General features: G+C 45.2%; 16 protein-coding genes. 4 read left to right on the forward strand and 12 right to left on the reverse strand.

Going from position 1 to position 20,807, the window contains the following annotated elements:
- Positions 1-92: 92 nt before the first annotated feature.
- Together ACLIIY_RS19855 and ACLIIY_RS19860 are read right to left on the reverse strand one after the other, a co-directional pair.
- Complete coding sequence (locus ACLIIY_RS19855; protein ID WP_434529202.1) at positions 93-626, reverse strand: GNAT family N-acetyltransferase; 534 nt, start codon at positions 624-626, stop codon at positions 93-95.
- Positions 627-633: 7 nt separating this feature from the next.
- A complete protein-coding gene (locus tag ACLIIY_RS19860; protein WP_434529203.1) occupies positions 634-1,239 on the reverse strand; it encodes a histidine phosphatase family protein in 606 nt (201 codons plus the stop codon).
- A gap of 403 nt (positions 1,240-1,642) precedes the next feature.
- On the opposite strand from ACLIIY_RS19860, the gene ACLIIY_RS19865 reads away from it, so the two are divergent.
- Positions 1,643-1,891, forward strand: coding sequence for a hypothetical protein (locus ACLIIY_RS19865; protein ID WP_020194154.1), 249 nt, complete (start codon positions 1,643-1,645; stop codon positions 1,889-1,891).
- A gap of 7 nt (positions 1,892-1,898) precedes the next feature.
- On the opposite strand, the gene ACLIIY_RS19870 is transcribed toward ACLIIY_RS19865, so the two are convergent.
- A complete protein-coding gene (locus ACLIIY_RS19870; protein ID WP_009706656.1) occupies positions 1,899-2,066 on the reverse strand; it encodes a hypothetical protein in 168 nt (55 codons plus the stop codon).
- A 322-nt stretch (positions 2,067-2,388) separates the two neighbouring features.
- Here ACLIIY_RS19870 and ACLIIY_RS19875 point away from each other — a divergent pair, with 322 nt between their 5' ends.
- Entirely contained in the window at positions 2,389-2,865 is a 477-nt protein-coding gene (locus tag ACLIIY_RS19875; RefSeq protein WP_033005158.1) for an Lrp/AsnC family transcriptional regulator, read from the forward strand.
- Positions 2,866-2,948: 83 nt separating this feature from the next.
- Here ACLIIY_RS19875 and ACLIIY_RS19880 read toward each other — a convergent pair whose 3' ends face one another.
- From ACLIIY_RS19880 to ACLIIY_RS19905, 6 genes are all read right to left on the reverse strand, one after another.
- Complete coding sequence (locus ACLIIY_RS19880; protein WP_005435770.1) at positions 2,949-3,656, reverse strand: DUF445 domain-containing protein; 708 nt, start codon at positions 3,654-3,656, stop codon at positions 2,949-2,951.
- 815 nt (positions 3,657-4,471) lie between these two features.
- Positions 4,472-5,200 (reverse strand): DsbA family protein, encoded by a 729-nt coding sequence (locus tag ACLIIY_RS19885; protein ID WP_434529204.1) that lies wholly within the window; start codon positions 5,198-5,200, stop codon positions 4,472-4,474.
- A 12-nt stretch (positions 5,201-5,212) separates the two neighbouring features.
- Positions 5,213-5,725 (reverse strand): protein disulfide oxidoreductase, encoded by a 513-nt coding sequence (locus tag ACLIIY_RS19890; protein ID WP_434529205.1) that lies wholly within the window; start codon positions 5,723-5,725, stop codon positions 5,213-5,215.
- The gene (locus ACLIIY_RS19895) at positions 5,722-7,818 is read right to left on the reverse strand and encodes a protein-disulfide reductase DsbD family protein (RefSeq protein WP_434529206.1); all 2,097 of its coding nucleotides are present in this window, start codon (positions 7,816-7,818) and stop codon (positions 5,722-5,724) included. The genes ACLIIY_RS19890 and ACLIIY_RS19895 overlap by 4 nt, the downstream gene beginning before the upstream one ends.
- Positions 7,819-7,872: 54 nt before the next feature.
- The gene (locus tag ACLIIY_RS19900) at positions 7,873-8,202 is read right to left on the reverse strand and encodes a hypothetical protein (protein WP_230599488.1); all 330 of its coding nucleotides are present in this window, start codon (positions 8,200-8,202) and stop codon (positions 7,873-7,875) included.
- Between the two features lie 296 nt (positions 8,203-8,498).
- Complete coding sequence (locus tag ACLIIY_RS19905; protein ID WP_434529207.1) at positions 8,499-10,337, reverse strand: ABC transporter ATP-binding protein; 1,839 nt, start codon at positions 10,335-10,337, stop codon at positions 8,499-8,501.
- Positions 10,338-10,742: 405 nt separating this feature from the next.
- On the opposite strand from ACLIIY_RS19905, the gene ACLIIY_RS19910 reads away from it, so the two are divergent.
- Together ACLIIY_RS19910 and ACLIIY_RS19915 are read left to right on the forward strand one after the other, a co-directional pair.
- The gene (locus ACLIIY_RS19910) at positions 10,743-11,744 is read left to right on the forward strand and encodes an arginine deiminase-related protein (RefSeq protein ID WP_434529208.1); all 1,002 of its coding nucleotides are present in this window, start codon (positions 10,743-10,745) and stop codon (positions 11,742-11,744) included.
- A 386-nt stretch (positions 11,745-12,130) separates the two neighbouring features.
- Positions 12,131-16,447, forward strand: a complete 4,317-nt coding sequence (locus ACLIIY_RS19915; RefSeq protein WP_434529209.1) for an invasin domain 3-containing protein — start codon at positions 12,131-12,133, stop codon at positions 16,445-16,447.
- A gap of 681 nt (positions 16,448-17,128) precedes the next feature.
- Here ACLIIY_RS19915 and ACLIIY_RS19920 read toward each other — a convergent pair.
- From ACLIIY_RS19920 to ACLIIY_RS19930, 3 genes are all read right to left on the reverse strand, one after another.
- Positions 17,129-17,524, reverse strand: coding sequence for a hypothetical protein (locus ACLIIY_RS19920; protein ID WP_005429015.1), 396 nt, complete (start codon positions 17,522-17,524; stop codon positions 17,129-17,131).
- Positions 17,525-17,591: 67 nt separating this feature from the next.
- Positions 17,592-19,643, reverse strand: coding sequence for a glycoside hydrolase family 3 N-terminal domain-containing protein (locus ACLIIY_RS19925; protein ID WP_434529210.1), 2,052 nt, complete (start codon positions 19,641-19,643; stop codon positions 17,592-17,594).
- A gap of 317 nt (positions 19,644-19,960) precedes the next feature.
- Positions 19,961-20,485 carry a YgjV family protein gene (locus tag ACLIIY_RS19930; RefSeq protein ID WP_434529211.1) on the reverse strand — a complete coding sequence of 175 codons (525 nt, stop codon included), beginning with the start codon at positions 20,483-20,485 and terminating at the stop codon, positions 19,961-19,963.
- Positions 20,486-20,807 lie beyond the last annotated feature (322 nt).

Raw genomic sequence — 20,807 nt, forward strand, 5'->3', positions numbered from 1 at the left:
GCGTACCTCTTAGCTTTGCTAAGCATCAGTTCTAAGAGGCACGTCTCAGTGTTTAATCCATGGTTTCTTACGTTTGCGGAACGCTCTCAGGTTTAATCGGTAGAAGAGAAGCGGCGCTGATAAACACAAACTTCACGCTCTGCCCCTTTTTGGCCAACCCAAGTGTTTTCGACGTAAGGTACATTGAGTTTGTTTATCACCGATTTGGAACGTTGGTTTTCCACTAAGTGCCGTACCTTAATTCCAGCTAACTCAAAGTCGACACGCGCGAACTCGATTAGGGCGTTCGTAGCTTCAAACGCGTAACCCTTCCCCCAATAAGGGACACCGAGCCAATAACCTAAAGTGCCATAGCCATCCTCAACTCTCGGTATGCTCACAGCACCTAATAACTCCCCTGACTCACGCAAGGTAATAGCGTAGACGACACCTCTGCGCTCTTTGTACATTGGCGCATGTCCTTCAATCCAAGTTTTCGCCATAGGCAGCTCATAAGGATGCGGAATGTTCGCGGTCATATCTGCGATGATTTTTTCACCCGCGAGTAAAGCGACGCGTTCACTATCTTCATGCTGGAAAGGTCGCAGAATGAGTCGTTCAGTAAAGAGTTTTCGTTGTGTTGGCATAACGGAATCACCTTACAGATTGAATGACCCACACATCGAGATCAGGTCGGTAAGTTGTGTCGAAGTAGCCCAAATCATCGAACGCAAATCGGACGCCAGTTTCGTTGGCTCTTGGTTGGTTGCCACAAATCACATTAAACATCGTGCTGAGGAAGCGTCCGTGGGAAACCACCAAGTAGCGGCCACTGCCACGTCTGATGATAGATTGAAGGGCAAGGCTTGCTCGGGCGTAAAGCTCAACACCGCTTTCCCCTTCATTGGCAGAGACGACGCAAGGTTGGTACGGGTTGACGAAATCAGCCATAGGGTATTTGTGTTGAGATTCGCTAAAAGGTAGCCCTTGCAACGGGCCGTTATCACGCTCCATCAATTCATCATGCGTGGTCATAGGGACATTTAGGTGTGTAGAAAATATCTCTCCAACATGACGTGCACGCTGCATTGAGCTACTTAAAATCGCGTCGTACTTTCGCCCTTCTTCGGCAAACTGCTTCGCGCGATTTTCGGCTTGTTGAATTCCAAACTCGGTGAGTGGGCTGTCGAATCGTCCTTCATGAACGCGTAAATCATCTGCAAGTGAGCGTCCATGGCGGACGAAGGTAATATGAATCATCTTACTTCCTTGTTTATCTCTTTGGAACGGCATGTTCTGTACGAAGAGGGAGTCAGCTCCACTGCTTATTTTGCACACAATTCACACTGTAAATTGAAGCCGTTTTGGAGAGATAAATCCGTCTTCTCTCGTGGGCAAGCAGAGCAATATGGGCAATACCGAATGTAAAAAATAAGTACGTACAATCAGTTATGTATGAAGTCTTGTAGTATTACATACATAGGTGCTATTTTTCATAATTTGGTCGAAAAATTGAGGTCTGACCAAGGTCTCAGTTTTTGAGTTATTGGGTGTCATTTTTTGGATGTGGAACACAAAAAAGCAAAGGGGCTTTTTTATTGTGGAATTATTTTGAACAAAATATGTCAATTGTCAGTAGCACAGGAAATCAGGGAGAAAGGAAATGCCTAATATTTATTGCTCAGTTTGCAAAAGAACAACGCAGCATAAAGTGATCATGAAGCGTTGTGAACCAGAGCATATCGCTACGCTAACTGGCAAAGTCGTGAGTTTTACTCAGTTGATGGCAAAGTTTGTATCAGGTGAGCATTACTACGAAATGGAACCGCAGTACTACTGCCGTTGCTGTAACCATCGCGCTATCGGTGAAGTGGTTCAACATCCAGCGCGACAGACATCAGCAATCATGTAATCGACGTTTAAGCAGCCAGTTCTTTCTCTGCTGCAAATGGCATTCCATCGATCATAACTGGCCAGCCGTAAGAGGCATATTCAGACGCCAGAGATTTTGCCACTTCGTGTGAAACGGTCGTGTACGTCCATTCACCAACACCAAATGGCTTGTACGCGAGTTGTAGGGTTAACATTGCTTTCTCCTCATTATTTTTGCCTATTATTGCCTTACCATTTGGCTCATTTCTTTTCTTAAAAGCTCATGTTTTTCTATTCAAAGTTCATCATTCCATTTTTTCGTTAACAAAATTATCTTATTAATAAAGTCACCCATATTGTTTGGTCTATTTATAAATTAGATGCATGAATGTTTTCATTTTTAGAATATTTGACGACTTTTTGTTCAGGGCAAACGTTAAATGCCTGCGAGTTTCACACGTTGCTCATTTCACTATTTGCAAACTGAATAGTAACTATTAATCTGGTGATTCCTGAGTTGTTACAAGGATGTGGTTAATGAGTTATCAACTAGACAGAATTGATTTACAGATTTTGAGAGTGTTACATTCTCGAGGTCGAATTCCAGTGGTGGAATTGGCGAAGCAGGTTAACTTAACCACATCACCATGCTCTGAACGCGTAAAACGGTTGGAAAAAGAAGGCTTCATCAATGGCTATCACGCAGAGCTCAATGCCGAAAAGCTTGGGCTGGATGTGCAGGTCTTTATTCATATTCGTCTTGATCAAACCAGCTTCTCGATTTTCGAGAAATTTGCTAAAGCGGTCGAGTTGATGCCTGAAATTGAAGAGTGCTACTCGCTGTCAGGTGACTTCGATACCATGATCAAAGTGCGAGTGAAGAACATGAAGGCTTATCAGGAGTTTATGTCGAGTAAGCTGGGGACTTTGCCTGGCGTGATACAAACTCGTAGTGAAGTGGTCATCGAAGAACATAAGACTGGGTTTGGTGTAAATCCAGAGCTGCTTGGTTAATACCCACGTTTAGGTTCACATGACAGACACAAAAAAGGAGCCATGGAGGCTCCTTTTCAATTCTCGTACGTAGCTTATATCAATTAAGCGCTGACGAAAGTGGTCAATACGCCGATCAGGCCACCAAATACGCCACCCCAAACTACGAGCCAGCCAAGATGTTCTTTAATCATCTTCTGTACGATTTCTTTCACCAAAGCTGGTGTCAGTTCGCTAAGGCGCTGATCGATGATGCTTTCGATGTTCTGCTTGATTTCATCCATCATTGCTGGCGATTCCATCTGCTCTTTTAGCGCTTCTTTGATGCTGTCGCTCTTACTCAGATCGATAATGGATTCTTGCATCTTCTCTACGAATGGTTGGCGCATAGGTTGCAGCGCTTCTGCTCCGCCAAACATCGCTAGCATGCCACCAAACTGAGATCCTTCGATGACTTCAACCAATGAGTCAAACGCTGGGTTTAGGTCGACTTTCTCAATCACGGGTTCAAGATTGATGTTCACACCACCTGCCATTTCTTTGTTTAAGAAACGATCGATGTTTGCTTCAGTAAAGAACTGCTCCATCATCAGGTTTTTGATTGCCAGCTTGAACTCTTCGAAGCGCGCTGGAATGACGCCAGAGCCATATAAGCCGGGTACTTTTTCAAACAGCATGTGAATCGCTAGCCAGTTGGTGATCGCGCCAGAAAAAGCGAACAGGCCCGCGTACCAAAGGTAATCATTTTGAATGTGATATCCCGCGCCCATCATGGCGATCGCGAGGATATTAGTCAGCAAACTTTTGTTCATAGTGACCGATTATGTATGAGTTGATGAAGTAATAAGTGGGCATGATTTTATACCCAACCGACAGCTAGATGCTAGGTTAAGAACAATAGGATTCACGTGGGCGAGATAGAGCAGGGGCGAAAAAAACAAAACCCGACAATCATTGTCGGGCCACTGCTTTTTCTTAGAAACTCTAAGATTATTTTTTATTGTGCTTTTAGAAGCGGAAGACCTTACGGCAAAGTTGGCATTTCCAGCGCTCTGAGTAGCCGAATAATTTATCCGCCCAACTTTGTTTTACTTGTACGATCTGCATTGAACCACATTTACACATAAGCTAATTACCTTATTATTAGATTAATAACTAAGCCATCAATTGAGTATAGCTGTTTCTCAAAAAGTGAAATTACAAATGAATCCAGCGAGATACTCTGCGTTGTGTCCACTGCTAACGAATACGCAACGGGGCGCTATACTAGCAGAAAAAGTGTGATCTGCATCCATAAAGTTGTTTCATAGTTGAGATTTTAAGTGATCATGATCACGCAATGTGTCGAGTGTGAGAATTTTGAGAAGAATAAAAATCGGAAAAAACATGCATTTGTTTTTGTGTTAGATTGGACACTCTAATGCTTTTTATGTGTTTAAAATCAATATGATAATAGAGCTTTCATTTGGCGCGTGAGTATATGAAGTTTAGTCAGTTTCTTATCTTATTTGTGGCAGTGTTGGTTGCAACGTCCAGCATTGTTGGTGTCTTCGGGGTAACAACGCTTGGCGTCCTTTACTACTGCTGATAAAAAACCGACGCCTGTTAGCGTCGGTTTTTTTGTTTGTTATTGAGTTTCTAACTCTTTTAACTTTTGCTGAACGAGTGGGAAGAGATCTTCAAATGGCATGTAGCCAGGAATCACTTCTCCATCAATGAGAATGGCTGGGGTGCCACTCGCCCCCAACTTCATAAATAGCTCATAGTTCTTTTCAACAATCGCTGTGCTCGCATCATCGGTAGAAACATATTGAGCCACATCGTTTGTGGTGGCTACTTTCATGATAGAACGGGCGTTGTGTATTCCCGGCTTACTCATCATGGTTTTTTCCACTTGCTTGAACTTATCGTTATCACCTTTCCAAACATTAAGTGCGAAAGTAGCAGAGTTAGAGCCATTTCCTCTTTCTTTCAAAGGAACGTATAAATTCACGACTTTGATGTCATTCGGAAGCTCTTTGGCGATCTGATGAAGAACCGGGTCTAGCTTTTTACACCATGGACAACTCAAGTCGGTAAAGACTGCAATGGTGAGCTTTGGATTGGCTGCACCAAACCACGGAATTTCAGGGTTGTTAAACATGTAATCGTGATTTTCCGCGAGTGTCTTTTCGAAACCATTACGTTGTTCGATATAGAGTTCAAGACTCTCGTGCAATGAGTCGACAATCTCCCCGTTGTCTCTAAGAAGTTGCGCAATTTCTTCAATTTTCTGCTCCTGAGTTTTTGCGAAAGACACGGGAGTGAAAGTGAATGCTGCAATCAGTGCAGCGATTAGTGTGAAGTTCAATTTCATGTTTGTTACCAATTAGAATTTTGTCATCCATAAACGGGCAATTAACCCGACAGGTGTTGTGATACCGCTTGTTACGCTCTTTATCTCGCCGTCTTTTATAATGGCGATGGTGGGTGTGACTGCTATTCCCCATTGCTTTGAGATTTCACCACGTAAGTCGTTAATATTGTTGAAGGTATAGTCTTTAGCTGTCATGTAGCGCTTTACTCTCTCGTCTGAACCGGAGTTGAGAGAAACCCCAATAACTTGATAGTGATTGCCGAACCAATCGACGGTAGGAGTGACGAACTTACATGCTGCGCACCAGGTTGCCCAAAAATACACAATCACGGGTTCATCCTTACTCATCTCCATGACATCGAGATACTGCCCAGAAAGGGAGTTGCCGGCGAGATGAGGGACATCAAACGTCGGAATGTCTTTGGTTCTCCATGTATCCACGGCAAAGACCAATACCCCCGCAAATAAAACATAGAGGATGGATTCTTCTATCCATGACCTCTTTAGACGTTGCTTTTTCATCATTCACCACGTGCTTTTTCAATGGCGCTAATGACATCATCACTGGTCAGAATGACAGGTAATTCGATACCATTTGGCGCTCCTGGCCCAAAGACGATATTGAATGGCACGCCAAACCGGTCGTAGCTTTGTAGGTAGGACGTCACGCTATCACTTGGCACAGTCCAGTCGCCTTGCATAGCCACGACATCTGCACTGTTGAGTTCGCTATAAACAGGCTCTTGCAGTAGAACGCCAACCTTGTTTGCTTTGCAGGTCACGCACCAATCTGCAGTGACATCGACAAACACAACTTTTCCCTCTTCAACATATTGGTCGATGGCTTGCGCTGATAGAGCTTCCCACTTTGGCTCTGGAGGCAGGACATTGGTATTGGATTCTTTTGCCACAATCGTTACACCCAAAGAAGCAATCAATAGAGCACTGCAGATTAGGGTGGCTTTGACTCCGTGCACTTGAACCATGCGAGCAAACAGTGCACTCGCGCTGATAGCAATCAATCCGTAGAGCCACTCTTCAGAGAGGTGGTTCGCGAGCAATGACATCAGCCAAATACTGGTGATGAGCATCATCACGCCAAAGGCGTATTTGATTCGATTCATCCACTGACCAGGTTTTGGTAGTGCCATTGCGATGGAAGGAAAGAGCGCGACAGCAACCCAAGGCAACGCCATTCCAAGTGCAAGAGCTGTGAAAATACCAAACATGGTTGGAATGTTGGTCGCAAGTGCGAAAGCGACGGCGGTGCCAAGGAAAGGCGCAGAGCATGGTGTTGCCAATAGTGTGGCAAACATACCTTGTGTGAAATGCCCTATGTAACTGTTGTCACCCTTCGAGGCTAGCCAAGTATTGGTATTCGATGACAACCGAACCTCAAACAATCCCAACATGTTTGCGCCGAACAGAGCAGTAATTAAGAACATAACACCGATGAACCAACCACTTTGGAACTGAATTCCCCATCCAATGGCACTGCCTGATAGCTTAAGTACCGTGAGGAAAAGTGCGATGAGCCAAAACGAAGCAAGAATCCCAACTGCCGAGGCCAAAAACTGGAATCTGACCTGCTTCTTCGCCATACCTTGCGCTAATACAACGCTACTTAGTTTCATGCCAAGTACAGGGAAAACGCACGGCATGATATTTAAAATGAACCCGCCCAACAGTGCGAAAAGCAACATACTGAGAAGGGATATGTTATCCGAAGCAATGGCTCCAGCAACGACGGTTGTCGGTTGTTCAGCCACAAACTCGTCGTCTTTGACGCTAATTGAGATCGCTTCTCCCACTAGGTTTGGTGTTTCCATCCAACTGCTGACGTCAAAAGTCGCGACCAGCTTATTCTGTTCGATTTGGATGTTAGGCAGGGAGAAACTGGCGTCTTGCATTTCTATCGATTGACCATCGACAATCACGTCTGGCTTTTGCCAACCCAGTTGGTGAGTTGCTGTCACTTGAAGTTGCGATTTGCTTTGGTCCCAACTTGCTGTGATGTCGCTTAGCAGTGGTGATGGTTTTGGCACTTTGCTCATGGTTTGAGCAAATTGAAACGCTGCTTCATCCGCTGGAATCAATTCATCAGGCGTGAATTGAAGTTGGATCGGGAAGTCAGTCAAAACACAAATCTCGGTGCATGATGACATAGTCAAAACGGCATCTAAATTTACTGGTTTTGAGATATCTTCCACGTGAATCTTCATCGGGAAGATGGCGTTATGTTTGTAGCCTAATGTATCGATACCCAACAGGTCAAAGCGCTCTGGGAAGGTCCAAAACCACTCGACATCAGTAATGTTTTGGGACTTATCCCAATTCATTTTAGGGGCGATACCACCCTCACCGGGGCTTCGCCAGTAGGTTTTCCATTCGCCAGCCAAGCGAGCTTCTAAATAGCCAGCCACGGTTTTTTCTTGAGGGTTGATTCGTCCTGTTAGGATAAATCGAGTTTCGATGTAGGGATGATTTGCTTCTTGCATCCAGCCTGTTGATACAGGTTCTGCAGAAGCAGCAGCTTGCACGCTTAATGTGAACATGGCGTACAAGGTCGCGAATAGCCACAATATGGCTAAACGTAGCGACGTTTTTGAATTTTTCATTTATGAGTTTCCTTAAAGATGAATTTTTTGAGTGTTACTAGAACGCTCGAAAACTCATTCTCTAAAGACACATATCTTGAGGTGTACTCGCCTACCCTTATGTAAGATCGGCTCAGTAAATGGTGGGAAATAAGGTGTTGTCGATAACAGCCACAGTATGAGTGCTAGCGCTATCGTATAAACCAACACTGCCTGATCAGCGATATGATGTTGGTCGAGGTTAATCAGGTGTTCTGATAACTCACATTTCGACGCAGTCTCTTCTCCACTGTCGGTTGCTTGCATCAGAGTTTGTGCAACAGCGCCATCTTCGGAGTATTCAAGCACGCAACTCTGGATAAAGCCGATGTTGTTTGCCAGACACACACCAACGACCCACCACACGAGCAGTAGTGTCCATTTCGTCAGGTTTTGCCTGTGCTTGAAAGAGATCATGAGAAGGGGTTGATTGATGACTGAATGCAAAACATGGAGTATCAGACAAAGCTAATATGATAAAGTTTCACGCATTACTTAATAATTAAGAATTTTTTATGCCGCAGCTTTTCCGGCGCAGTCAGTGCTCACAGCAAAACCTTTTTAACAAGGTTGTTGGAAGGCCGATATAGAAAAGGCGACTCGGTGGTTTAAACCGAATCGCCTTTGATTGTATTGCTCAGTGCAATGGGGCAGTAGAAAGATTAACTCTCCAACTCCTCCCCAAGGAAGCCACCTGTCTGGTGCGCCCAAAGCTGAGCGTAAATGCCGTTGTTGGCAATAAGCTCTTTGTGTGTGCCTTGTTCGACGATGTTACCTTTATCAAGCACAATCAAGCGATCCATTTGCGCAATGGTCGACAAACGGTGCGCGATGGCGATAACGGTTTTGCCTTGCATCAGCTCGTTCAAGCTTTCCTGAATGGCGGCTTCCACTTCTGAATCCAGTGCTGAAGTCGCTTCATCAAGTACCAGCAAAGGTGCGTCTTTTAGCAGCACGCGTGAAATCGCAATACGCTGGCGTTGACCACCAGACAGTTTCACACCGCGCTCACCCACTTGTGCGTCGTAACCCACGTTGCCGAACGGGTCGGTTAGGGTTTCGATAAACTCGTGTGCGTGGGCTTGCTTAGTCGCTTTAATCAGGTCTTCTTCAGTCGCATCTGGGTTGCCATACAAGATATTGTCGCGGATTGAGCGGTGTAGCAAAGACGTATCTTGTGTCACCATACCAATATTCGATCGCAGTGAGTCTTGAGTGACGCTAGAGATTTCCTGCCCATCAATCTTGATGCAACCTTCCTCTACATCGTGGAAGCGCAATAGCAAGTTCACTAAGGTGGATTTACCCGCGCCAGATCGTCCAACTAAGCCCACTTTCTCACCCGGTTTGATATTAAGGTCGAGGTTGTTAATCACGCCCTTTTTCTCACCATAATGGAAGCTAACGTTATCGAAGTGGATGCCGCCTTGAGAAACTTGCAGATCTTTCGCATCGGCTTTGTCTTTGATGTCGATAGGTTTAGATAGCGTCTTCATGCCATCTACGACGGTGCCCAAGTTTTCAAATAGGGCACCGACTTCCCACATGATCCACATCGACATACCGTTGATACGCAGAGCTAAGCTGACAGCAATTGCAATCGCACCAACGCTAATCGCGCTATCCAGCCACAAATAAATCGACAGCGCAGCCACTGAGAACACCAATAGATAGTTGGAGATCTCTACCGCTACGTCGAAGCCGGTCACCAAGCGCATTTGGCGATACACGGTATTCAAGAAGCCTTTCATGCCTTCTTCGGCGTACTCGGTTTCTCGTTTACTGTGAGAGAACAGCTTCACGGTTTGAATGTTGGTGTAGCTGTCGACAATGCGCCCAGTCATGGTGGAGCGTGCATCGGCTTGCTCAGTAGCCACGGCCTTTAGCTTCGGAACAAAGTGGATCTGAATAGCGATGTACGCCATTAGCCAAACCAACATTGGGATCATCAAGCGCCAGTCAGCCGCCGCCAGCATCACGATAATACTGGTGAAGTAAACCAAGACATAAACAAACACATCCATCGTCTTCATGACGGTTTCTCGCACCGCCAAAGAGGTTTGCATCACCTTGGTGGCGACACGCCCCGCAAAATCGTCCTGATAGAAGTTCAGACTTTGATTAAGCAAGTAACGGTGTGCAAGCCAACGAACCGACATTGGGTAGTTACCCAGCAAAGTTTGGTGAATCAGCAGCGAGTAAACCACCACCAAAATTGGCATGACAACCAACAATAAAGAACCGTAGAAGATAAGGTCCGCTTTGTTGTCTTGCAAAAAGGTTTCTGGGTTGCTGGTGGATAGCCAATCAACCAACTGGCCCATGGCACCAAACAGGGACACTTCTACGATTGCCACAATCGTCGACATGACCGACATGATGATCAACGGTTTCTCAAAGCCACGCGTGTAATGGCGTAAGAAAGCGTAAATCCCGGTTGGGGGTTGGTCAGGCTGTGATTTGGGGAACGGCTCAGTAAAGCCTTCAAATCGTTTAAACATAACTCATCCTAAAGTTAAAACATTGCCACGTCAGAGAGTGAATTCATCAATTCTTTCTACCTTGGACGAGGTTGAAACACTGAACGTGGTGATAAGACATATTGAGGTCTGCTAGCCAGAAAAGCAGACAAATTACTTACGTGAGAGAGGCGAAAAAATAGTCTAACCGATTGCATTTTAAATGTAACTAGTTGGTTATAAAGAATTCACTAGTGCATTATTCTTGAGATTGTCATTCACACGCCACAAAACCGTAAATCGGCACGGTGACAATAAAAAGTCGGGTAAAAAGAGTTTTTGTCAGAAATATTTACCTTTGGCTGATGAATTTATTATTAAAAACAGCAAAACCGAAGTTAACAATAAATTTACAATCTCATCATTCTAGTGAAAAGGAATGTTTGGATGCTATTACACGAATCAGTGCCTCAGAATGCACATGGAAAAGAAGAAAGCACGCAAAGTGCTCTGCGTCATACCGCAAATTGCGTTGTGATGGTGCCGCCGAAAGAGTTTCGTTTTAACGAAGAAACCGCGCAAGACAACGAGTTTCAACACCAAGTTTCTCTGACTCAAGAAGAGGTCTCACGTAACACCATGGCTGAATTTTCCGCGATGGTTGAAACATTGCGTAAAGAAGGCGTGCAAGTCGTCGAGTTTGATTACCCTCAATCAGACATTGCCACGCCAGATGCGGTGTTCCCGAACAACTGGTTTAGCACCACTCCAGAAGGTACTTTGTATACCTTCCCGATGGCGTGTGAAAACCGTCAGCATGAAGTTCGCCCAGATGCGCTGGTCGCAGCATTAGCGCAAGCGGGTCGTGAAGTGCATCAACAAGATTCATTAACCGAATACCTCGGAGAAGAAGCCTACCTAGAAAGCACAGGCGTGATGGTGTTCGACCACTTCCACAAAACCGTTTATGCCGCGCTTTCACAGCGTTGTGATCGTCTGGTGTTAGAAGATTATGCCAAGCGCATTGGTTACGATCGCGTGATTTCTTTCCAAACCCGTTTGCCTTCTGGCGCGCCGATTTACCACACTAACGTGATGATGGCGGTGGGTGAGCAGTTCTGCGTGATTTGTGATGAAGTGATCCCTGAGTTTGAGCGTCGCTTTGTGCTTAAATCATTGGCGAAAGATAAGCAGGTGATCTCGATTTCTCTTGAGCAGATGAACCAGTTCTGCGGCAACATCCTCCAATTGGAAACGGTACGCGGCGATAAGGTGATTGCTATGTCTCAATCGGCTTACGATGCGTTCTCACCAGCACAAAGAAATCAACTAGCGACTCACGGTAAATTGCTGCCATTCGACGTTTCTACCATCGAGTCGATTGGCGGTGGTTCTGTACGCTGTATGTTAGGCGAAGTGTTCCTACCAAGCCGCAAAGTCGTGCTGTAGACTCCCCCTGAATTTCCCCCAAAAAGCACCATGTTGAAAGATGTGGTGCTTTTTTATTTGTATTGCAGAAAATGTCCAAATGAATAGCAAAATACTTGTTTCATCCTAATGTGCTCTGAGTATGATTTTGCCCATACATCATGCAGGTGTATTATTTAGCTGCTATTTATATGTATTGTGTTTCATATAAAAATAAAGGCTAGGTTATGGTTATGATCAACACGTGCAGAAGGGCAGGATTGTATTGCCTGATGGGAATGATGTCTTTGCTTGTTATATCGGGCTGTAATGACTCTACCACTGAAACGACCACCTCATTAACGTCTCAAATCTCTCACCAACAAAGCTTGTCACTTAATGTCTCCAATCGAGTTGATGAGACCGAAATGTCTAATCTAGAACTGCTGTTTGTTTTCGATGTTGCCAATCAGAATGAGACGTTTGCCGTTCGAGTACAAGATGTTCTAGGAAGAGAAGTGGCTGGCTTCCATCAGGGGGAAGCATTTCAAAGTAACGTTGTGGTAGTGCCTGAATCTGGCATTGTGCCATTCACATTCGATGTCGATAACGCCAGTGATGTGAATGGTGGAGTGGCTAAGATGACGGTGATTGTGAGAGGGGATGGTTTTTTCTCTAACTCTCAAGTGTTTGATCTGACCCAAACCACGATGTCCGATAACTATTGGATTGAAATTGTTCCTAAGTCAGAAAAGGCTGAAGAGGCAACTACTTTTGCTGAAGAACGTGTTGACTTAGATGGTCACGTCACCAGTTCTCAGGTGGATATCGCGACGGTTAGCAAAGATGACAGCACGGATGGAGGCAAAATCCTTGATGGCGCAACTGCCAAGTTATCGATTCCTGCCGGCACGGGGCTCATTGATGAAGATGGGCAGCCTTTTACGCCTTTAGGAGAGGTTTCTGTTTCGATGATGCTTTTTTCTGCGGATCCAAAAGGCCTAGCTGATGATGAGAATAACCCGCTATACCTTTTCCCTGGAGGTTTATCACCAGATGGATTTGATGGTGAGCTCCCAAGCGATATTACCTCTCCTGACAGCGTAACCTTTATTTCTGCTGGTTTTGTTGCGATTGAGATTGGTGATGAGAGCGGCAACAAAGTGTCATCGTTTGATGGCGAAGGGGTTACCTTGGCATTTGAAGTTCCAAAATCCACGATAAATCCGCAAACAGGTGAACCACTATCTTTGGATGACGGCACGATCCCTATTTGGAGCTATACCGACTCTACGGGTAAATGGCGCTATGAAGGTGATGCCGTCATAGAGCAAGAAAACGAAAACACCTTTACCGTCTCGAAACCAATCACTCACCTCTCATACTACAATCTGGATTGGTACGGACAAGATCGCTGTCAACTTGATGTCGACGTTGTGGATGCGAATGGTGATCCCAACAATCAAAAGTTACGCCTCTCCTTTACCAAAGCTGGCGGTGGTTGGGCATACAAGCCTTCAGGGTGGGGTGATGACCCTGAAAAGCTAAACATCAATCGAGTGCCTGCCTTCGCTGGTCATTTCGATTTGCTCGACAGCCAAGGTAATAGCTTGCTGGCGTCGATTGAAGTGGACGGTGAGGTCATTGAAGTAGCCGATGGTTCAGAGGGACTCGATCTCGATGACTTCTGTTTTGGTGTATCGAGTGACTCCACTAAATCGTTCAAGGCTACCTTGAATATTGTAAACCCTCCTCGTATTGATATCGAAACAGGGCTGTCGTTAGTTTGCCCAATCGACGAAACGAAAACTCAGACAGTTGACTCAGGCTATTACTACTTATATTCCGGTTATTCTTATGAAAGTTCGGGTGAAGTAAATGGGGATAGCATTACGTTTTCCAACTTGGTTGAAGACGGGTTATATCGACTCTATTACTACGGTGGGCAGACTTGGGCACAAGTAGAATTTACCGCCAAAGCAGACACGACCACTATTTCACTGATGTCACTTCAACTGTGTGACAAAATTGACCAGGCCATTAAAACCCGCTTGGTATGTACCGACGACGATATGGCCGTCACGCGCTTTAAAGCAGCACCTGAAGCATATTTTTGGATGTACAACCAAGACTATTCTCACTATTTATGGGGGAGAACTGACTCTGATGGTAACGCCACGCAAAGTGATGCGGTCGAATCGATTGAATACATGGGCTCTGCCTATTCTTACTTTGAGAACCGTTATTATTGGGGTGAACGTACAACCGCCACGACGAGTGCCGATAATGCGATCACTTTTGATATTCAGTTACCAAGCTCCAATGAATATTGTCTTGCCGAATTACCGATTGATTACCTTCAAACGTTCGTTTTTGCTGAGAACACAGAAGCGCTGGCAGACGGTGTCGCAGAAATCATTATTACCGTTCAGGAGCGCGATGAATTTGGTGCGGCTCGTGAATCGAATTCAGGTGAGCTTACCTTGAGTGCTGAGCCTGCCGAAGAGATCATGATTTCTGGGGTTACTTCTAATGGTGATGGTACGTATAGCGCCAAGGTGACGTCTACAAAAGCGCAAGAAGTCGTTATCTCCGGTAAGATTGATGACAATGCCTTAGGAGGCTCTGCGACAGTAGAGTTTATTCCTGTGGTTGATTTCTCAAATGCCGTCTTCAGTCGAGATAAAGCGTCCGCCAGTGCGGATGGTAGTGAGCAAATTAAGGTGACTGTACAACTCAAAGATACGGATGGAAATGACTACACATCGTCTGGTGGTGACATCAAGTTTGGCGAGCTTTCTGGGTTAACTTTGAAGTCTTATCAAGATAATGACGATGGCACTTACACTGGCGTGTTCACCAGTGAAACGTCAAAAACCTTCAATATCACAGCATCGATTGCAGGTAGCGCACTATCTAGCAGCATAGATATCGAGTTTACGCCCGTGTTAGATACCAACAGCGCTGACTTCTCACTTGATAAGAGTTCAGCAAGCGCAGATGGTATTGACGTCATTACCGTGACCTTGCAGCTAAAAGACAAAGAGGGGGATGATTACACCAGTTCTAGCGGTGCAGTCGTTTTTGATACACCAGATGGGTTAACTAAGTTCGACAGCCAAGATAATGGCGATGGCTCTTATACTGTGAAGTACAAAAGCTCTACGTCAGGCTCCTACACAGTGGGAGCTTCGCTAGACGGCAGTAAATTTGCTGAATCCATTTCCTTTGAATTTACTCCAGTTCTTGACCTCAGCAACACTGAATTTACTCGTGATAAAAGTTCTGCGAATGCCGACGGATCCGATGTGATCACAGTAACCATTCAATTGAAAGATACGGAAGGTAACAACTACACAAGTTCAGGCGGCACTCTTCAGCTCTCTATGCCAACAGGCGTTAGTTCCGTTACTTCTCAAGATAATGGTGATGGTACTTACACTGTGAGTTTCTCTAGCTCGAGTGCAGGTAACAAATCCGTAGGAGTGTCGATTGGTGGCACCCAGTTATCCCGCTCTATTTCTTTGTCTTATGCTCAGGTCTTAAATCTGTCTGCTGCTGCATTCAGTCGTGATAAAGAATCCGCGAACGCAAATGGTAGTGACCAGATTACCGTAACGGTTCAACTAAAAGACACCAATGGTGCTGACTATACATCGTCCGCGGGGGAGATTTCATTCTCTGTGCCTAGTGGGGTAACGGAAGTATCAAATACAGACAACGGTGATGGTTCGTATACTGCTGTCTTTACAACGGTGAATGCAGGTAGTTATACCTTTGGTGCGAGCATAGGTAACACTCAGTTGGCTAACGATGTTGAGCTCACTTTTAATGCTGTCATTGATTTATCGCAGTCGACATTGCAAGCCGATATCACCACTATTGCAGCAGATGGCAACAGTACTGCTCAGTTGACAGTCATGCTGAAAGACTACGCTGGCAATGCGTTTGCTCCAACATCGAACAGTCCTGAGCTCACGATTACAGCGGGCTCTGCTGATATGACTGATTTAGTGAAAACTAGCAATGGGGTGTACACAAGCAACATTAGCTCTAGTGTTGTTGGTGAGGCCACTGTTACTGCGACCTATGACTCTGGAACCGTTGGCACGCTAAACCTCACATTTGAGGCGGTAGCGCCAAGCGCTTCTCAGTCTACCATCACGAGTGATATTTCCACCTTTGGTGTGGGAGGCGATCATAGTGCAGTTATCACGGTTGCTTTAAAGAAAGCCGATGGCAGTGCTTACACACAAAGCTACGGTGATCTGGTGTTGAGCCCACAAGGAACGGGGCTAAGCTATGGCAATCCTGTAGATAATGGTGATGGTACCTACACGGTGTCAGTTACTGCAGATACTGCAGGCAGTTATGTCGTGAGTGCTGCTGTTGGGGCTCTCTCATTGAGTAATTCGTTGCCTTTAACGGTTACCCAAGTCGATGCTGCAGAAAGTGTTGTAACACCTACGGAGTTAAATGGTTCAGGTAATATCACAATCACGCTTAAAGATTCGAGTGGTACCGATTTAGGGCATGGAGGGCACGTAGTGACTGTTGACTCTTCTTCAGACGCATTCATATTCACAGCTGGGGGATTTGGCTCATTTAGTGATATTGTGGATAACAATGATGGAACCTACTCGGTTTCAGTGACATGTCTTAAATCAACCAATGGCAATAGTTTTAACATTGAAGTCCAAGCAGATAGTACTTTGGTTGGTAGTGTAGATGTAACCTGCCCGTAAATCTCAGACAATACAAAGAAAAATGCCACTCAACATTGAGTGGCATTTTTATGCTTCGTCACTGTTAGGTTGGTTTAATCTAAAGCGACCAATTCTTTCTCATGGGTGTTTTCGCCCACTTCATGACAGCAATGGTTGTGGTGATCCTCGTAGCCATCATACGCGCATTCGCCAATATTGTTTCTAGGACAGATAAGATAGTGACTTCTATCGATTAACTCTGTTTGACATATTGGACAGTACTTTTCCATAGCAACCTCCCACAACTAACGATTGAAAATTTCGTCCGTAGACACGAGTTCAAGGGTAATTTTAGACCCTAGATTATGACCGTGATGTGAAGGTTTTATGTGAGGGTAAGTGTGCGTTCTCTGTCTTGACAAAGCTCTGACAGAGTGCGGAGTGAAGGTTCTTCTCGCATTTTCATTAGAAGTCTGATTTCAAAAGAAAAGGGGCGATTTAAAGCATCGTTTTATACTTGATGCTTTGCTGTATCACGCCATAATCTTGCAGCTTCTTTTAGAAGGCACATCACAAAGATATTTGTCTTCATTTCGCGAAGAATTGTTGGAGTATTTTGGCTGTTTATAGGTGCGCTTTGAAGTCTTGGGTTTTGGCAATATGTCAGGCAAGTGAAGCACAGATAAAAACAAGGTCAGCTGTAGAGCTGACCTTTTTGGTTTAACATGCCTCAGCGTGATGCTCTTGTTGAAAGCGAGAATCTTGCTTTGAATGTTTCGGTACAAAACAGAGCTTGTCTGCGGACATTTTCAAACCATTTTGCATCTTGATATGAGTGACGGCCCAAATCACGCAACCATGAGGGAGGTTGAACAGTGAGCGAGTTTGAGTGAAAAGGACGCCATCATCATAAGCCGGTGTAACGTTAATAGCTTTACCTTGCCATGCCTGACGAACGCTTTTCACATCAATGTTCGGCACAATCAATGAGAGCATTTCTGGCTCAACATCCTTGACGACTTTTAGGCAAATGCGGCATCCATCGTAGTATTGTTCAACCCAAACTTTATGGGGAATGCTTTGGTCAACCCAGTCTAACTGCAGTATGTGTTCCATGGTTTATTCCTCAGGTAGATCCAACAAAGGCAGCGTCGAAACACTGCCTTGTTAGGTGGGTAAAAGGTTATTCGTAACTTAGCCCGTGACCGAATTCGTATAAGGTGTCGGCTTCGTCATAACCTGGGTAGTCAGAGTGCTGGTTCAAAATCGCTTGCGCGCTGTTTGCCAGTGCAAATGGAAGCTTGCCTTGAGGAGCAAAGTTGCCTGAAAGGACTTCCATTAAGTTGCTGTCTGATACACCGAAGGTGGCTAAGATTGCGCCCGATTTTTTCATGTTACTTGCGTCATCTAATACAAACGGTTGACGGAAGTTAATTGAAAGCACGGTATTCTCTGCGCCAATTTCATTCATGACGGCTTGGATATCGGTCAGACTTGGCTCAATTTTCCAAGATGCAGCGGTTGCCATTTGGCTGAATGCCAGCAGGTCGAGTTCATCTGGGTTTGCACCGCCAAAGATAAGCTCAGGATCCGCACCTTCATTGGAGACGCGAACGCGAATAACGGCGTAATCAGTGCCTGCTGGTACTGGTGGGCGAGCTTCACCATCTTCATAATCACCAGAGGTCACATCAAAGCCATAACGTTCGTCACCGGCGATGGTTTCATCCATACCCATCACGTAGAGCGAAACTGCTTTGTCGGCGTTTGGTTTGGCTAGCGGCAATGTCTTGTCTGTGTTTTGCAGCAGAACCACGGATTTCTTCTGAGCGTAATCTGCGCGTTCTTGATGTTCGGCGTTGCCTAAGATTTCTTGGGCTTTATCGACGTCCACATACGTGTTTTCAAACAAGCCCAGTTGGAACTGCTCTTTGACGAGACGAGTCACTGAGAGATCGACACGCTCTTCGTCAATCAGTCCTTTGTTGACCAGATTTACGATGACGTCTTTATCATTAAAGCCAGAGAGAACGTCGACGCCAGCTTCGATTACCATCGCAACTTGTTCGTCGATGGTTTTATCTTCCACACCCCATGCACGGTCGCCGATGATACCTGTATCGGAGTTGACGTTGCCGGTATAGCCTAGCTCACCGCGCAGTAGATCGGTCACAATGCCTTTAGAGAAGGACATGCCCACATCATTTGGCATCCACTTTTGATCTACTGGTATGCCGTAGTAAGGCATGATGGAAGAGGCACCAGCATCAATCGCGGCAATAAACGGGATCAAGTGGTAATCAAAGTTGTCTTTTGGATAGACTTGGTTTTGCCCAAAGTCGTAGTGAGGGTCACCGCCGTTTTCTTGAGGACCACCACCAGGAAAGTGTTTGATCGTAAGGGCGATGCTGTCTTGGTCAATAGCTCCACCACCTTGTAGACCGTTGATCAAAGAGCGCATGATATCTGCCGCGAGATCCGCGTCTTCTGTAAAGGTTTCATGTACGCGGTACCAACGAGGCTCTGTTGCCAAATCCATCATGTAGCCATACATACTGCGTAAACCAATCGATGACCATTCTTCATTCATGATGCCCGCAAACTCTTCAATCAGCGCCATATCGCGGGTGGCTGCAAGTCCAGCTTCTTTTGGCCAAGCCGAGAATGCACCCGAAGATACGTTGATACCCGCTTTTGCAGATGGATCGATGTGGTTGCGTGCATTGGACTTAAATAGAGCAGGGATACCCATGCGGGTTTTCTCTCGCAGCTCTTGAACACTGTTCATGAAAGTCGCCGCTTCTTTAGGTGAAATCTGGCAGCCAGAGCGCCCGCTATCACAGTTTGGCGCGTTTTCTGGGGTTTCCACCACGTTGTTGCGGAAGATAAAGCGGGTCATCTGAGCATCGGCGATCATGTCTTGACCTTTGCTTGTTACGACACCGCCTTCACCGGAGTTTAGTGTGTCGATAAGCATCATGCCGGCTTTCTCTTCAAGCGTCATTCGGCTAACAAGATCAGCGGCGCGCTCTTCTGGTGTGAGACGCCAATCTTCAAACGGCTCTAACGTTCCGTTGCCATTGGAATCTCTAAATTGATAGCCGTCAACGCTGAGTACGTCGTGTACTCGAGAGAAGACTTCTGGTTGAACATAGCTGTTGTCATCGTCGGATGAATTACACCCTGCGAGAACAAGCGCCACTGCGATAGGAGTGAGTTGGGTAAGACGTTTCATGTCGCTGTCCTAATGTTGGTATAGTTGTTTTTCCAGACCAATATTAGTAATTAGCGTAATTTTGGTTAACCAAAATAAATTAAACTGAAGATTTGGATCACCATATTTTTTATTTAGGTGATTTAACTCAATATATAATTAAAAATAGGTTGACCAAATTAAATGTGATCTTAGTTTTGCAGTCTATTCTCGTCATTTAAATTCTTAAAAATCAGCGCTTTAAGTTTGTGTTATGTCGCTTCCAAATTCTATGTAACGCTATGGCTGTTATCGTTTACTCCAAAATTATTACCAGGTGAGAAAAAGGGCTAAATACATTAGCCCTGATTTAAAGTTTGTGTCTGGTTATTATTTTTGCTCGATTTATACAAGCGATATATGGTCAGTAAATTGGTGATGATAAAAGTACTCTCGACTAATGAACCACCGATAGATCCAAGCCAAATATTGTGGCTGACCCAGCAGAAGGAATTAAACAAAATTAAGCTACGTAGAGTGATGCCTTGTTTGGAAAAGAGCGCCCAAGTGGCGACGGACGATCCGATTACCGTGAGTAGCTCAAAAAAGTGAGTGATGTTTGGCAGGGTCATCAGCCACATAAGAGCAATGAAGAACCACATTACTTTACGTGATTGAGTTTTGATTGAGGCGAAACTGCGAATGCCATTAATGATCACACCAATGGCGGCGACGGTTGCGCCCATCAGGGCAAAGTGAATACCCATGATGAAACAAAACGCCATCATCTGATAGCGAAAGCGCATGTCGTCTTTTTGCCAGAATGCCATCACGCCAACCACAAACGCGATGCCACCAATGCCTTGTGCTAACCAGTTTTCCATTTATTTCCCTAGAGTGTTGTTCTTTGAGCTATTTCCATTAAGTGAGTAAGCCCTGAACATCCTTCAAAGTAGATGTCATTTTAGAGTTTGATTCACTCTGTGAGTAGATCCTAAATCACGCTCGTGCCTCGCTTTTCAGGATGACGAATAAGGGTGAATATGTCATCCGTCATTACGACGAGCATAGGCGAGATCAGGAATCTACTTACCGCGATAATCCAATCAATTGAGCCACGTTTTGAACGAATCAGCCCTCCACAAAGGGAGGGCTGGGCACTTTATCTAATTCGCTAAGGGGTTACCCAAGAGCCTAAGATTACTT

Origin of the sequence: Vibrio sp. K4 (genome assembly GCF_051122595.1) — a bacterium.
In the GTDB taxonomy this organism is placed as follows: domain Bacteria; phylum Pseudomonadota; class Gammaproteobacteria; order Enterobacterales; family Vibrionaceae; genus Vibrio; species Vibrio owensii.